At 45.2% G+C, this 14,732-nt stretch carries 13 protein-coding genes; all 13 read right to left on the bottom strand.

Going from position 1 to position 14,732, the window contains the following annotated elements:
- From F551_RS0107560 to F551_RS0107500, 13 genes are read right to left on the bottom strand one after another with little or no spacing between them, the layout of a single operon-like run.
- A complete protein-coding gene (locus tag F551_RS0107560; protein ID WP_018996893.1) occupies nucleotides 1-1,665 on the bottom strand; it encodes a ribonuclease J in 1,665 nt (554 codons plus the stop codon).
- A gap of 6 nt (nucleotides 1,666-1,671) precedes the next feature.
- A complete protein-coding gene (locus tag F551_RS0107555; RefSeq protein ID WP_018996892.1) occupies nucleotides 1,672-2,460 on the bottom strand; it encodes a type III pantothenate kinase in 789 nt (262 codons plus the stop codon).
- 30 nt (nucleotides 2,461-2,490) lie between these two features.
- Nucleotides 2,491-3,252, bottom strand: coding sequence for a biotin--[acetyl-CoA-carboxylase] ligase (locus tag F551_RS0107550; RefSeq protein ID WP_018996891.1), 762 nt, complete (start codon nucleotides 3,250-3,252; stop codon nucleotides 2,491-2,493).
- Complete coding sequence (nuoN, locus tag F551_RS0107545) at nucleotides 3,252-4,679, bottom strand: NADH-quinone oxidoreductase subunit NuoN (RefSeq protein WP_018996890.1); 1,428 nt, start codon at nucleotides 4,677-4,679, stop codon at nucleotides 3,252-3,254. The genes F551_RS0107550 and nuoN overlap by 1 nt, the downstream gene beginning before the upstream one ends.
- A 13-nt stretch (nucleotides 4,680-4,692) precedes the next feature.
- Nucleotides 4,693-6,174: an NADH-quinone oxidoreductase subunit M gene (locus F551_RS0107540; RefSeq protein ID WP_018996889.1), complete on the bottom strand. Its 1,482-nt coding sequence runs from the start codon at nucleotides 6,172-6,174 to the stop codon at nucleotides 4,693-4,695.
- Nucleotides 6,174-8,435 carry an NADH-quinone oxidoreductase subunit L gene (nuoL, locus tag F551_RS0107535; RefSeq protein ID WP_018996888.1) on the bottom strand — a complete coding sequence of 754 codons (2,262 nt, stop codon included), beginning with the start codon at nucleotides 8,433-8,435 and terminating at the stop codon, nucleotides 6,174-6,176. Before nuoL ends, F551_RS0107540 begins: the two co-directional genes overlap by 1 nt.
- 20 nt (nucleotides 8,436-8,455) lie before the next feature.
- Nucleotides 8,456-8,764 carry an NADH-quinone oxidoreductase subunit NuoK gene (nuoK, locus tag F551_RS0107530; RefSeq protein WP_018996887.1) on the bottom strand — a complete coding sequence of 103 codons (309 nt, stop codon included), beginning with the start codon at nucleotides 8,762-8,764 and terminating at the stop codon, nucleotides 8,456-8,458.
- Nucleotides 8,765-8,773: 9 nt separating this feature from the next.
- Nucleotides 8,774-9,433, bottom strand: coding sequence for an NADH-quinone oxidoreductase subunit J (locus F551_RS0107525; RefSeq protein ID WP_018996886.1), 660 nt, complete (start codon nucleotides 9,431-9,433; stop codon nucleotides 8,774-8,776).
- 39 nt (nucleotides 9,434-9,472) lie between these two features.
- A complete protein-coding gene (gene nuoI / locus F551_RS0107520; RefSeq protein ID WP_018996885.1) occupies nucleotides 9,473-9,961 on the bottom strand; it encodes an NADH-quinone oxidoreductase subunit NuoI in 489 nt (162 codons plus the stop codon).
- An 18-nt stretch (nucleotides 9,962-9,979) separates the two neighbouring features.
- A complete protein-coding gene (nuoH, locus tag F551_RS0107515) occupies nucleotides 9,980-11,071 on the bottom strand; it encodes an NADH-quinone oxidoreductase subunit NuoH (RefSeq protein ID WP_018996884.1) in 1,092 nt (363 codons plus the stop codon).
- A gap of 11 nt (nucleotides 11,072-11,082) precedes the next feature.
- Complete coding sequence (nuoG, locus tag F551_RS0107510) at nucleotides 11,083-13,212, bottom strand: NADH-quinone oxidoreductase subunit NuoG (RefSeq protein WP_018996883.1); 2,130 nt, start codon at nucleotides 13,210-13,212, stop codon at nucleotides 11,083-11,085.
- Between the two features lie 8 nt (nucleotides 13,213-13,220).
- Nucleotides 13,221-14,531, bottom strand: coding sequence for an NADH-quinone oxidoreductase subunit NuoF (gene nuoF / locus F551_RS0107505; protein WP_018996882.1), 1,311 nt, complete (start codon nucleotides 14,529-14,531; stop codon nucleotides 13,221-13,223).
- Entirely contained in the window at nucleotides 14,531-14,731 is a 201-nt protein-coding gene (locus tag F551_RS0107500) for a hypothetical protein (RefSeq protein WP_018996881.1), read from the bottom strand. Before F551_RS0107500 ends, nuoF begins: the two co-directional genes overlap by 1 nt.
- Nucleotide 14,732 lies beyond the last annotated feature (1 nt).

The following is a 14,732-nucleotide window of genomic DNA, read 5'->3' as shown; positions in this document are numbered from 1 at the left end:
TTACACGCGCAGAATGTTGATATCTACGAGTGGTCTTTTTCCAAATAAACCTTCAGCGGATTTCCGTACACTGCGCAAAAGCGCACGTTCTACATTTTCATCATTATGAATATCTTTGCGGGACATTTTTTCCATGGCCTTTTCTACAGCTTCGTCAAGCTGATCAAGGCTCTCATCTGCAACACGGCCATCAGTTTCTGAAAACCCACGAGCAGCAACAAAGGGACCATCCTTAACACGGCCTTTTTCATCGATAGCAACACTCACACTAAGATGCCCAGACCAAGACATACGACGTCTTTCCTGCATTCCACCGGAATGTTCAGGCGTAAGTCGGTTTCCATCCAGGAATAAGCGCCCAGTTGGCACCTCATCTACGACTTCTACTGGACCTGGAGCAAGACGTATAAGATCACCATTATTCGGCGTTACAGCCTCAGGGACCTGCATTGATAATGCGTATCTTGCATGTTCAATAATGTGGCGACGCTCTCCATGGACAGGCACAGATATTTTTGGTTTTGCCCAAGAATACATTCTGCGCAATTCATCGCGACAAGGGTGTCCAGATACGTGTATGTGTTCCTGACGGTCTGTTATGATTTTCACACCATTTTCAGCCAATGAATTTTGGAGGTCAAAAATACCTCTTTCATTGCCCGGGATCACGCGGGATGAAAACAATACTGTATCACCCTCGCCCATTTTAACATTTGGATGTGAGCCATTTGCAATTTTTGCTAAAGCAGCGCGGGATTCTCCTTGAGACCCAGTACAGAGATACAGAACGTTATCTGGAGCTAAGTGTTCTGCATCGCCCGCTTCAACAAAATGAATGTCTTTTAGTAGACCTACTTCTTTAGCTGCATCTGTAATGCGGAACATTGATCTACCGACCAGCACCACCGAACGATCATTTTCCATCGCGGCAATACAGCAACTTTCCAAGCGCGCTACATTGGACGCAAAGGTGGTGATAGCGATTTTACCCGTCTGCTCTCCGACAACTTTAATAAGGTTTTCTCTTACTGACTCTTCAGAGCCGGACTCACCTTCTTCGAACACGTTGGTGGAATCACACACAATCGCGAGAACACCTTCTTCACCTAGTTCCTTAATACGAGCTTCATCAAAGTTTTTACCGACCATTGGATTTGGGTCGATCTTCCAATCACCTGTATGAAAAACCGTTCCCAGAGGTGTTTTGATCACCAAACCATTGGGTTCTGGAATTGAGTGAGTGAGTGTTACATATTCCAAATCAAACGGCCCAATTGAACGCTTGTCACCCAATGCGACAACATTCAACGGAACATCTTTATCTAGCTGCTTCTCACGAAGCTTTTCCATGACCAAATGTGCAGTAAATGGTGTTGCATACACTGGAGCACGTAACCTTGGCCATAAGTGAGCAATTGCCCCAATATGATCCTCATGCGCATGCGTTAACACAATACCTACAATATCATCGCGAATGGTTTCGATGAACTCTGTGTCAGGCATGATTAGATCAATACCCGGTGTTTCAGGTCCACCAAAAGTTACACCTACATCAAGGATCAACCATTTGCGATTTGCACCAGAGCCGTATGCATACGCATTTAAGTTCATGCCGATCTCACGGCAACCACCTACCGGCAAGAACAATAATTCTTCTTTAGTCATAAAATTCTACTTTTTCTGCGCGTTGTCTTTATTGCGCTGATAAAGAACTAATAGGCCGCGAATGGTTAGATCTGGATCGAAATGATCAATAGTTTCTGCTGCGCCTTCAAATAGGGAAGCAACTCCACCGGTCGCAACAATTGTCATCGGAGCTCCATATTCGTCTTTGATACGATTAACAAGCCCATCGATTAATTCCATATACCCCCAAAACACCCCAGATTGCATGGCACTTACAGTATCAGTGCCTATAACTTTATTGCCTTCCGGAGGCTGAATAGCCACTCGTGGAAGCTTGGCTGAAGCATCGTGTAAGGCACGCATAGATAAATTAATCCCAGGCGCAATAATGCCGCCTTCAAATCCACCATCTGCACCGACAACATCAAACGTTGTAGCAGTTCCTGAATCTATAACGATCATGGGACCATCATACACTTCAAGAGCCCCTACAGCGTTCACTAAGCGGTCAGCCCCAACCTCTGATGGTTTCGGTATTTTAACCGGAACATTGATATCGACATTTTCACCGATAACCAATGGTTCAACATTTAAATATCGACGCGCCAAATTTCGCATGTTGAATAATCCCTGCGGAACCACAGAAGATATAATACAAGCGTTGATCTTCCCTATTTCTAATCCACTCAAGTGCATTAGCTGTGTCAACCAAACTGCGTAATCATCAGCTGTCTTTGTTGAATCAGTGGCACTACGCCATTGCGCTCGCCAATTTTTTCCATCGTGAATTGCAAATAATGTATTTGTATTCCCGGTATCTATTGCCAGAAGCATTTTCGCCCCGTCTTATATCAACTTTAAATGTCAGTTTTCAAGACTGACATCGCCTGTTGTAATTAACTTTTGTGTTCCATCGGATAATTCAACTTCCAAAGCACCATCTTCATTGATACCTTTCATTTTTCCGACAATTTGCGATTGTGAATCCTGCACGGTGATCATCTCATTTAGACCTTCCGCGTATTTCATCCAATCTTCTCTTATTGGAGAGAAACCAAACTTTAAGAAAGAGTGCAACCTATCTCCAAAGGTCAATTTGAGTTTTTCCAGCAAGTTATCGGCGTTTGGCGCACCAGTCTTCGTTAATTCGCTTAACGAAATTGTCTTTTGATCTACATTCGGTGAAGATTGAATATTGACGCCAATTCCAAGAGCAATCCAATTCAAATTTGATGAAACCTCTCCAGTTTCAATCAAAATTCCCGCCAATTTATGCTTGTTACTGCGAACATCATTTGGCCATTTAAGTTGCAACCCATCAGATTTGGCACCAATGGAAATAGCAGCATCATACACCGCCAAAGCCGCAATAAAACTGATTGCAGAAGCTTGCTTCAATGTGCCATCGAATGGAAACAATGCTGTTGTTGAAAGGTTCCCTTCAGGTGCAGACCATTGACGCCCCAATCTACCTTTACCCTGAGTCTGTCGTTTGGCAGCAATCCAGCAGGGACCATATTCGTTGTTAGATGCCCGCCTTCTAGCTTCCAGATTTGTACTGTCTAATTCTTCATACCAAAAAGTTGGCCAAGAATGCGCCAAAGCAGCTTCAATAAGTTTTGTCATTAGCCCGCTGCTGTGGTTGTGTTGATTAACGTTACAATCGTTCCAATCCAGATAACCAAGACAGGAAAAGCTAGTAGAGTGGTGCCATAAATAGAAACAGCGACCATTGAATCAGCCGGTTGTAGACTTTCTTCTTCAGTCGTCTTTGCCCAGATAGCCCAGATGATCTTCAAATAGTAACCGAGTGATACCACAGAAGCCAATACGCCGACCGCCACCAACCAATATAATTCCGATTGAATTGCAGCCTCAAATACCAAGAGTTTTCCAAAGAACCCTGCCATTGGTGGAATTCCAGCTACAGAAAAAACTAGCACCGTTAGAGCAACAGCTAATCCTGGACGAGATGTAGACAGCCCATTCAAGTCAGAAAGGCTTTCAACTTGTCCGTCTCGCCGGCGCATTGCCAGCACAACCCCGAACAGTCCTAAGCTCGTTAGCACATAAATTGTCATGTAGGTTAGAACTGCGGAAGCACCGTTCACTTCACCAGCTGCAACTCCCATTAATGCGTATCCAACATTTGCAATGGAAGAATAAGCCAATAGACGCTTAATATTATTTTGAGCGAGTCCCCCGAACGCGCCGACAAGCATCGAAATAGCAGATACAGCTCCAACAATAATAATCCAAGACTGTTCATACACACCAAACACCGTAAACATTGTGTTTGCCAATAGTGCTACAGTTGCAAGCTTAGGCGCAGTCGCAAAGAATGTGACTACTGGTGTTGGAGCCCCTTCATACACATCTGGTGTCCAAACATGGAAAGGTGCTGCTGACGCTTTAAAACACATTGCCATCAAGATAAGGACTAAACCAAATGTCAGCCCCAAGCTTTGTTCAGAAGCAGCGATATCTTCATATCCAGTAAATCCTGTGAAGCCATAAACAAGGGAACATCCGAATAAAAGTAATCCTGATGCCAAAGCACCAAGTACAAAATACTTAAGTCCAGCTTCAGCGGATCGTCTGCTATCTCGATTAAAAGCGGCCAGCACATAAGATGACAGAGACAGGGTTTCTATCCCGAGATATAATGTCATCAAATTGTTCGCAGACAACATCACACCCATGCCTACACACCCAAACAAGATCAAAAGTGTGTATTCGAACTTGTTCATGTTTTCTCGGTGAAGATATTCACCTGCCATAAGGAGCGCTACTGCTGCCACGCCAAATGCGATTGTTTTTGCAAAAGCAATAAAAGGCGTAATCTTATAGAGTCCATTGAAAGCAGAAACCGCGTCGCCTGTTGACTGGCCAGCAGCCAGAAATGCTGCTCCGGCAAGGGCTAACGCCCCCAACAACCTAGAAAGACCATTGAAAGCGTCTTTCAATAATGAACCAATCAAGACTCCAATTAGCCCGACGGCTACTAGTAGTACTTCTGGGCCTGCAACGGAAATGTCATTCAAAATATCCATCTTTTGCCCTTTCCTATTTCTGCATCAAACTTAAAACTTCGACGGCGGAAGCTTCTGAGATATCGAAGATAAGTGATGGGAATATACCCAAAACTAACGTCCCTATTGCTAATAACAATAAAGTTACACCTTCAACTAATGTGACATCTTTGGCTATTTCTGGATCGGCAACTTTGGGATTCTGAATAGTCCCAAACACGGTAGCTCTGAACAATGTCAGCATGTACACCGCTGAGAAAATCATACCAAGCGCGGCCCCTGCTGCTGCCCAAGGGTTTGCTTTAAACCCTCCCACCATAGACATGATTTCACCTATAAACCCGGAGGTTCCAGGAAGGCCGACATTTGCCATTGTAAAGAACATAAAAAAGGCAGCATAAATTGGCATTCGATGAACCAGTCCACCATATTTGGCTATTTCGCGAGTATGCATTCGATCATACACGACACCTACACACAAAAAGAGAGCACCTGAAATCAGACCGTGCGAGAACATTTGAAAAATTGCTCCCTGAACACCCTCTTCATTGAACGCAAAAATTCCGAGCGTTACCAACCCCATGTGAGCGACAGAAGAATAAGCGATCAATTTCTTCATATCTGTCTGACGGTAAGCAACTAGTGACGCGTAGATCACGGCGATGACCGATAGAGTGAAAACAAGTGGCTGAAACAGAAGGCTAGCCTCTGGGAACATTGGCAATGAAAAACGCAACATTCCGTAACCTCCCATTTTCAGTAGAACACCCGCAAGAATAACCGAGCCTGCTGTAGGTGCTTGCACGTGGGCATCAGGAAGCCAGGTATGAACTGGGAACATTGGCAGTTTGACAGCAAAGGATGCAAAAAAAGCAAGCCACAGCCATGTCTGCACATCTGAAGAGAATACATGCTGCTGAAGCGTTGGAATATCCGTCGTTCCTACGTCTACATAGATGTACACTAGAGCAGCTAAAAGAGCTAAAGATCCGAGCAACGTATATAAGAAAAACTTAAACGCTGCATAAAGCCGATTTGCGCCTCCCCATATCCCAATAATGATAAACATTGGAATGAGGCCACCTTCGAAGAATATATAGAACAATACCAAATCTAATGCACAGAACACTCCCAACATCAGCGTTTCAAGAACAAGAAACGCTATCATGTATTCAGCAAATCGAACTTCAATATTCTTCCAACTCGCCAATACACAAAGCGGCATCAAAAATGTGGTAAGTAAAATGAGCAACATAGAAAGCCCATCAACACCTAGTTTGTATGAGATCTGCCCAAACCACGCGACATCTTCAACCAGCTGATACCCCGGAGCAGAGGGATTGAATTCCGACATAGCCCAGAGTGAAAGGACGAATGTAGCCAAAGTTACAACCAAAGCTGCTAAGCGGATTGTTTCTCGAGATTGTTCGCCAACTGCTGCACGCGTTAGAAGGATTATCAACGCCCCCACCAAAGGCAGAAACGTAATCATGGAGAGAATTGGAAAAGATGCCATTAGTTTCCTCCAGATTGGCCTGAGATTGCCACTGCCCCAAAGACCACTGCTGCAATCAAAATTATGAATGCATAATGATACAAGTAGCCTGTGTGCAAACGAGACAATCCACCTGCGCTGGCTTTTGTGAGTTTAGTCAAACCATTGGGCCCTAAACCGTCGATCAGTTTCATGTCGATTATCTTCCAGAAGAAATCACCAATTGCTTTCGTACCCTTCACAAATACAAAATTATAGATCTCATCGAAGAACCATTTATTCGATAAAATTGCATGCACTGGCCCTGATCTTTCACCCATAGCTCTTGGGATATGAGGTACCCATCCGTAGAAAATCAAAGCGAGAATTAATCCGCTCATCCATGCGAAGAAAGGAGCCCACAACACCCAATCTGGAGGATGAACCCCATGATGCCCATCACCGTGATCTCCAGCGTAATCATTGGAGGATCCAACATCATGGCTAATGGTGTCATGATTATCAGCATCAGCGGCCACCACGTGTTCTGTAGAGTGCGTCACATCGGTTTTGTAAACCTCTGAATCATCATGATGTTCTTCGTAATGTGAGGCTTTATAGATTGAATCACCCCAGAAGTTTTTATTCACTTCAGTGAGCTTCCCGATAAACGCTCCGTAGAAAACCACTCCTGCGAGTACCGCTCCTCCTGCCAAAAGATACAATGGAACACCCATCACTTTTGGCGCATCATGAGCATGGTCAAAGTCATGTTCGTTGGCACGTGTTTTCCCGTGGAAGGTCATCAACATCAACCGCCAAGAATAGAAACTCGTTAGCAACGCTGCGAGTATTCCCATCCAAAATGCAAAATGGGCATACATGCCGCCTGAGAGGAATGCCTCTTCCAATATTGCATCTTTAGAAAAGAAGCCAGCAAATCCAATCTTAGTACCCGGGATACCGACGCCTGTTATTGCTAAAGTTCCGATCAGCATCATCAACCACGCAATCGGCATTTTAAAACGCAACCCACCCATTTTGCGCATGTCTTGTTCATCAGCCAAGCCATGAATGACGGCACCCGCGGTTAAGAAAAGCATCGCTTTGAAGAATGCATGTGTAAACAAGTGAAACATCGCTGCATCATAGGCTCCAACACCCGCAGCAAAGAACATGTACCCAAGCTGCGAACAGGTCGAATATGCAATTACGCGCTTAATATCGTTCTGGGTAAGCGCCACAGTTGCGGCAAATATAGCCGTCAATGCACCTATGAATGTAATCATTGCGGAAGCATATGTTGTGTATTCATATATAGGCGAACAGATGGCCACCAGCACCACTCCAGCTGTCACCATGGTGGCAGCATGAATAAGCGCCGATACAGGGGTTGGCCCCTCCATGGCATCAGGCAGCCATACATGTAGTAAAAGCTGTGCGGACTTACCCATTGCCCCGACAAACAACAACACGCCGATTATCTCTAGAGCGGGTGCAGTTACGCCCAATATCGATAACGACATCTCCTGCACATGAGCAATTTCACCAAACGCAAATGGCGTCAGTTCAACATTGTCTTTTATAGCGTCAAACACAGGTGCAATTTCGACCGTTCCGAACACAAGGAACACAGTCATTATTCCCAGAGCGAAGCCCACATCACCTACCCGATTTGTGACGAAAGCTTTGATCGAAGCATCATTCGCAGACGATTTATGATACCAGAAACCAATCAGTAAGTACGATGCCAAACCAACACCTTCCCAGCCAAAAAATAACTGCAGGAAATTGTCGGCGGTCACCAGCATCAACATCATAAATGTAAATAGAGAAAGATAAGCGAAAAAGCGTGCACGGCCCATGTCATGCGACATGTATCCCCAAGAATAAATATGCACCAAAGACGAAACACTCGTGACCACAAACATCATTACGAATGACATTGTGTCCATACGAATAGCCCAGTTCGCTTGGAAAGCACCTACATCAAGCCAACGTGCCAAGGTAATAGAATATGTTTCAGGTACGCCTTCACCAGATGCAATAAACTGGTTCATGAATAATAGTGTCGCACACATAGCCGCTGTCACGACAAGTGCAGTGGTTGCGGACATTGCAATCTTATCTAACCTCGCACGGTTTGCGGGAATATGCGCGTGACTGTGCGCATCGTGAGCTACATTTTCAAGAGAAGTAAACTCATCATTTAGAGGTGTAAAAAGATTTACGAATCCCCCAATAATTGCTCCAACCAACGGAGCAAATACGACGATTATTGCAGCTAATTCTTGCCAGCCCATGCCCCGTTCTCCTTTACCCGTTACCCGCGCATCATGTTGACATCATCCACCGCGATCTCGCCACGGTTTCGGAAGTAAACAACAAGAATAGCTAATCCAACTGCCGCCTCGGCTGCTGCTACCGTCAGTACAAGCATTGCAAACACTTGCCCTGTAATTGTTCCGTTGAAGACAGAGAACGCAACCAGATTGATATTCACAGAAAGCAATATCAATTCAATTGCCATCAAGATTACGATAATGTTTTTACGGTTCACGAAAATGCCGAATACGCCAATCGTGAAAAGTATGGCAGAAAGGCCCAGATAGTGTCCAAGTGTTACTTCCATATCCAGCCTCTATTTCTCATTCTCTTTGCGAATGCTCGCACCTTGCCCCGGGTTTACATCCAGAACCTCAACAGCATTTTCGCGTCGACGTGCAATTTGATCACCCACATTTTGGCGTTTGACATCAGGCCTATGCCGCAATGTAAGAACAATGGCTCCAATCATTGCGACCAGCAGAACGATCCCAGCCATTTGGAATAACAACAAATAATCAGTGTAAAGCACATTGGATAAAGCTTCTGCATTGGTGTCTGCACCTGGAGATGGGTCAAAATTACGAACCTGATCCGTATTTGCAGCTGTTGCGATAATTGCGAGTTCAGCAAGGAGAGCTAATCCAATCATTCCACCTACGACGAAGTAATCAGCAAAGCCCTTTCGCATTTGTTTGAAGTCGACATCTAGCATCATCACAACAAACAAGAACAAAACCGCTACCGCGCCGACATAAACCACCACCAACAGCATTGCGAGGAATTCAGCACCAATTAGCACTAGCAATCCAGCTGCCGTGAAGAAAGACAGGATCAACCACAACACGGAGTGCACTGGATTTCGCGATGAAATCACAAACAGGGCCGATAAAACCACGACCGTTGAGAGTATGTAAAAAGCGATCAGCTGCACGCGTCCGCCTCGTCTTTCTTCTTTGCGGCAATCAAAGATCACCTTTGTCAGTCACCTGACGGGTTAGTTGTTGCGCGCTGCCTATCGATAGCGTGCGTCGAGTTCTAAATTCTTTGCGATTTGTCGTTCCCAACGATCTCCATTGGCCAACAATTTGTCTTTGTCATAGAAAAGTTCTTCGCGAGTCTCAGTGGCAAACTCGAAGTTTGGTCCTTCAACTATTGCATCAACTGGACAAGCTTCCTGACAAAACCCGCAGTAAATACATTTCGTCATGTCGATGTCATAGCGGGTTGTACGTCGTGAGCCGTCAGAACGCGGTTCTGCTTCAATCGTAATAGCTTGAGCAGGACACACCGCTTCGCAAAGCTTACACGCGATGCAGCGCTCTTCTCCGTTAGCATACCGGCGAAGCGCATGTTCGCCCCGAAAACGCGGACTTAAAGGCCCTTTTTCAAATGGGTAGTTCACCGTGGCCTTGCGCTTAAACATATAACGAATTGCAAGAACTAATGCCGACAAAATATCCGATAACATTGCGCCTTTAATGGCTTGAGCGATACGGAGCATGAAACTTACCTTCTTGTTCTACGCTATTGCGGAGCCATTTTTGACAAAAACCACATAAGCAGAAACTGCTATGACGGCGACGAGTGATGTGGGCAGAAATATCTTCCATCCAAGACGCATTAATTGGTCGTACCGGTAACGCGGAACGATCGCACGAACGATTGCGAACAAAAAGAAGAAGAAAACAACTTTAATTGCAAAAGATCCGAAATAGATAATGCTGGAAATCAAACTTCCTGATTTCAACCCAAGATCTTCCAGACTAAAAAATGGCAAATGCCATCCACCTAAGAACAGAATGGTCATAAGCGCACACATAAGCACGATCGCTATTTGTTCAGCTAAATAAATCAACAAGAAAGGCGAGGAAGAATACTCAACTTGATAGCCAGCCACCAATTCTGATTCTGCCTCTGGTAAGTCGAATGGAGCGCGGTTTGTTTCAGCCAATGCGGACACAAAGAACATAACGAACATCGGCAACATCACGAAAATCAAAATCAGATCGCCGCCGCCAAAGATATTCCAATTCCAAAATCCACCAGATTGTGCATTCACAACATCAGTCAAATTCATCGATCCAGCTAACATAAGCACAGTGACGAGAATAAATCCGATAGACACTTCATAGGATACCATTTGCGCAGCGGATCTTAGTCCACCAAGGAATGGATATTTTGAATTTGAAGCCCATCCAGCCATGATAATGCCGTACACACCCAGTGATGACACTGCAAATAGATACAAAATTCCTACATTGAGATCAGCATTTACCCACCCTGGGGCAACTGGAATGACAGCCCAAGCCATAAGAGCTGTTACAGTTGAAATTATCGGAGCCAGAATGAAAACTGTCTTATTCGCTCCTGCTGGAATAATAATCTCCTTGAGAACGAATTTTCCAAAGTCAGCAAAGGATTGAAGAAGACCAAATGGTCCCACGACATTGGGTCCCTTGCGTAGCATGGATGCAGCCAACACTTTACGATCCATCCAAAGCAACATGGCAATGGATAAAAGTAGTACGACCAAGAAAGCTAGGACTTGCGCTACAGCGAGAAGGACAGCTAGCCAGGGATTTCCATTCGTCCATTGTAGAAAGAGTTCCATATCTCGCCCTCCTACTCTGCCGCAGCTTTAATATGCTGGGTGGCAAGCTCTGCACATTCAGCCATTGTCTTAGAAGCTCGGGCGATTGGGTTCGTTAAATGAAATGCACCTATTGCGTGTCCGAATGGAGCATCTGCTACATCACCAGCTAATCCAAATGGGAATTCAATGCTGCTGTCGCTTACGGTTGATACATAGTCCACCCCTTTAAAGGCAGGATTGTCCTCACCCAATTTCATGCGGAGTTCTTCAATAGAATCGTAAGGAAGAGGTTTTCCAATTTTCTCTGACAATGCTCTAAAGATTTTCCAATCTTCTTTGGCCTCGCCTTTAGAGCCGACAGCGCGTTGTGTACGTTGAACACGCCCTTCAGTATTTACATAGGTAGCTGACTTTTCAGTGTATGCAGTTGAAGGAAGAATGACATCAGCACGATGAGCCCCTTCATCACCATGACTGCCAACATAAATCACAAACGCATTGCCAAAAGCATCGCCAACAATTTCATCTGCACCTAATGAAATAATAGTTTCTACGTTACCTTCTTGGGCACCACTCAGAATGCCATCAATATCTAGGCCATCATCTGCTGGCAAGAAACCAGCGTCCAAGCCTCCTACGCGTCCCGCTGCATTGTGTAAAACATTGAAACCATTCCAACCTTCATCTTCTTCTGTTTTAGGTTTGAAACACCCAACATCAGCTGCAAGTTTCGAAGCGAGATGTAAAATTTCAGCGCCATCTTCACGCGCAAATGCGCTCTGCCCTAAAACGATCATAGGTCTTTCGACATCTTTTAGTGCTTCAAACACTCCCGTTCCAGGTTTGATGCCTTTTAAAGTTTGAGAACCAGTTCCCAAATGCGTGTATTCATATGAGAGATCAACTTCCTCTCCTATCAATGCAACCGGCATATCTCTGTGCAGCCAATTTTTACGTATGCGAGCATTTAATACGGCTGCTTCTTTTCGCGGATTAGTACCGATAAGAAGTACAGCATCCGCCTCATCAATTCCCATAATAGAAGAGTTAAACAAATAACTCTCACGAGGAAGCATATTTCCAGATGCATCTAGCCCGAGCTTAGCGCCGTCTTGACGACAATCTGTTGAAGACACACCTAGAGAACGCATTAAGTCTAACAGCGATTTCATACCTTCAACACAAGCTAAATCACCCGCAATTGCAGCTATTTTAGATGCTTCACCTTTCAGACGTTCCGCTACAACGCCTAAAGCTTCATCCCAACTTGCTGGAACTAACTTTCCATCTTTGCGAATATAGGGCTTATCTAATCTTTGACGCCCTAATCCATCTATAGCAAAACGCGTCTTATCTGAAATCCACTCTTCATTTACCTCTTCATTTATTCGAGGCATAACACGCAATACAGCAGCGCCACGCGCATCTACTCGTATTGCACTTCCCATTGCATCCATCACATCAATGGATTCAGTTTTACGTAACTCCCATGGACGTGCATTAAATGAATACGGTTTTGAGGTCAGCGCCCCAACAGGGCAAAGGTCAATAACGTTACCAGATAATTCCGAAGCTAGAGACGCTTCTAGATATGTAGTTATCTGCGCATCTTCACCACGGCTGACTAATCCAATTTCTTCAACACCAGCCACTTCGGCAGCAAATCTCACACAACGCGTACACTGAATGCAGCGCGTCATGACCGTACTAACCAACGGTCCCATGTGCTTATCATCAACAGCTCGTTTAGGCTCCTCATAACGGCTGGCAGCACGACCAAAACCAACGGCTTGGTCTTGCAAATCACATTCTCCACCTTGATCACATATCGGGCAATCTAGTGGGTGATTGATGAGCAAAAATTCCATCACACCATTGCGCGCCTTGATAGCACGCTCAGACTTGGTCGACACCTTAGGAGGAGAGCCATCACGGTCGGGACGCATGTCACCGACAGCCTGAGCACAAGATGCAATCGGTTTAGGAGCTCCCACCCAGTCAACCAGACACATGCGGCAATTTCCAGCGATGGACAGGCGCTCATGGTAACAAAAACGCGGAATTTCAGCACCAGCTTCTTCACAAGCCTGTAGCAAAGAATAATTCCGAGGAACTTCCACCTCAACTCCATCAACAACAACTTTGGCAGTATCTGACATTCCTTACCTTACTCCGCTGCTGTGATGTTTGAGCCCTGAACATGCGGGCGACCAATACGATAACTTGTAATGCGTTCTTCAATTTCAGACCGGAAGTGTCGAATTAATCCTTGCACAGGCCATGCTGCCGCATCTCCCAATGCACAAATGGTGTGACCTTCAATCTGGTGCGAAACATCTAACAACATATCGATTTCAGAAGCATCTGCTTGCCCTTCAACCATACGTGTTAGAACACGCCACATCCATCCAGTACCTTCACGGCACGGTGTGCACTGTCCACAACTTTCATGTTTATAGAAATAAGCAAGACGAGCTATCGCTCGGATCACATCTGTAGACTGATCCATCACAATTACAGCCGCGGTCCCTAACCCTGATTGGACTTCTCTGAGTGCATCAAAATCCATCAAAACATCATCGCAAATGTCTTTGGGTATCATTGGTACAGATGAACCACCTGGAATGACCGCCTTTAGGTTCTCCCAGCCGCCTCGTACGCCCCCACAATGTGTCTCCAACAATGTCCGAAGTGGAATGGACATTTCCTCTTCGACATTACAAGGACGGTTCACATGGCCAGAAATAGCAAATACTTTTGTGCCAGCATTATTTTCGCGTCCGAACTTTTTAAACCAGCCTGCACCACGCCGTAGAATGGTCGGTGCCACAGCAATGGACTCAACATTGTTTACCGTAGTCGGACATCCATAAAGTCCGGCATTTGCTGGAAATGGAGGTTTAAGACGTGGTTGTCCTTTTTTACCTTCGAGACTTTCCAAGAGCGCAGTTTCCTCGCCGCATATATATGCACCCGCACCGTGGTGAATGTGGATATCGAAATCCCAACCAGACCCTGATGCGTTCTTACCGATTAAACCAGCCTCATAAGCTTCATTGACAGCTTGCTGCAAGCGTTCACGTTCGAATATGTATTCGCCACGCAAATAGATGTAACAAGTGTGCGCACGCATAGCGAAAGAAGCGATCAAACACCCCTCAATCAGCAAATGCGGGTCGTGACGCATAATATCTCTATCTTTACACGTACCTGGCTCTGATTCATCCGCATTCACGACGAGATAGTGCGGACGCTCTTTGACCTCTTTAGGCATAAAGGTCCATTTCAAGCCTGTCGGGAAGCCTGCACCACCCCGACCTCTAAGCCCTGAATCTTTAACCTGATCACAAATCCACTCCGGACCAAACTGCATCAGTTCTTTTGTAGAATTCCAAGCACCACGTTTTTTAGCACCCTCAAGTGACCAATCATGATGGCCATATAAATTCGTGAATATACGATCTTTATCGAGCAACATTATTCTTGCTCCTTATTCGCGCGAATAAATTTAATGAGCGCTGGAATTGAAAACCCAACTCCGGCCACTATCCCAATGGCCAGCCAGATAATTTTATCTGTCGATAACCATGCTAGTACACCGGCTAAGATACATACCGTTTCGAGTATCGCTGGAACTATGAGCGCCTTAAGAGCTTTATTCGGAGAAGAATTCGACATA

The sequence above is a fragment of the Hirschia maritima DSM 19733 genome (genome assembly GCF_000378345.1).
Classification (GTDB): Bacteria; Pseudomonadota; Alphaproteobacteria; order Caulobacterales; family Hyphomonadaceae; genus Hirschia; species Hirschia maritima.
Note: the sequence above shows the minus strand (reverse complement) of the source record. Positions and strands in the feature narration are given on the sequence as shown.

Bases quoted from the DNA above. Each gene is read 5' to 3' on its own strand.
- nuoL (WP_018996888.1), bottom strand. From the start codon at position 8,435: ATGGGCTGGCAAGAATTAGCTGCAATAATCGTCGTATTTGCTCCGTTG.
- F551_RS0107560 (WP_018996893.1), bottom strand. From the start codon at position 1,665: ATGACTAAAGAAGAATTATTGTTCTTGCCGGTAGGTGGTTGCCGTGAG.
- nuoF (WP_018996882.1), bottom strand. From the start codon at position 14,531: ATGTTGCTCGATAAAGATCGTATATTCACGAATTTATATGGCCATCAT.
- nuoK (WP_018996887.1), bottom strand. From the start codon at position 8,764: ATGGAAGTAACACTTGGACACTATCTGGGCCTTTCTGCCATACTTTTC.
- F551_RS0107540 (WP_018996889.1), bottom strand. From the start codon at position 6,174: ATGGCATCTTTTCCAATTCTCTCCATGATTACGTTTCTGCCTTTGGTG.
- F551_RS0107555 (WP_018996892.1), bottom strand. From the start codon at position 2,460: ATGCTTCTGGCAATAGATACCGGGAATACAAATACATTATTTGCAATT.
- F551_RS0107550 (WP_018996891.1), bottom strand. From the start codon at position 3,252: ATGACAAAACTTATTGAAGCTGCTTTGGCGCATTCTTGGCCAACTTTT.
- F551_RS0107500 (WP_018996881.1), bottom strand. From the start codon at position 14,731: ATGTCGAATTCTTCTCCGAATAAAGCTCTTAAGGCGCTCATAGTTCCA.
- nuoI (WP_018996885.1), bottom strand. From the start codon at position 9,961: ATGCTCCGTATCGCTCAAGCCATTAAAGGCGCAATGTTATCGGATATT.
- nuoG (WP_018996883.1), bottom strand. From the start codon at position 13,212: ATGTCAGATACTGCCAAAGTTGTTGTTGATGGAGTTGAGGTGGAAGTT.
- nuoH (WP_018996884.1), bottom strand. From the start codon at position 11,071: ATGGAACTCTTTCTACAATGGACGAATGGAAATCCCTGGCTAGCTGTC.
- nuoN (WP_018996890.1), bottom strand. From the start codon at position 4,679: ATGGATATTTTGAATGACATTTCCGTTGCAGGCCCAGAAGTACTACTA.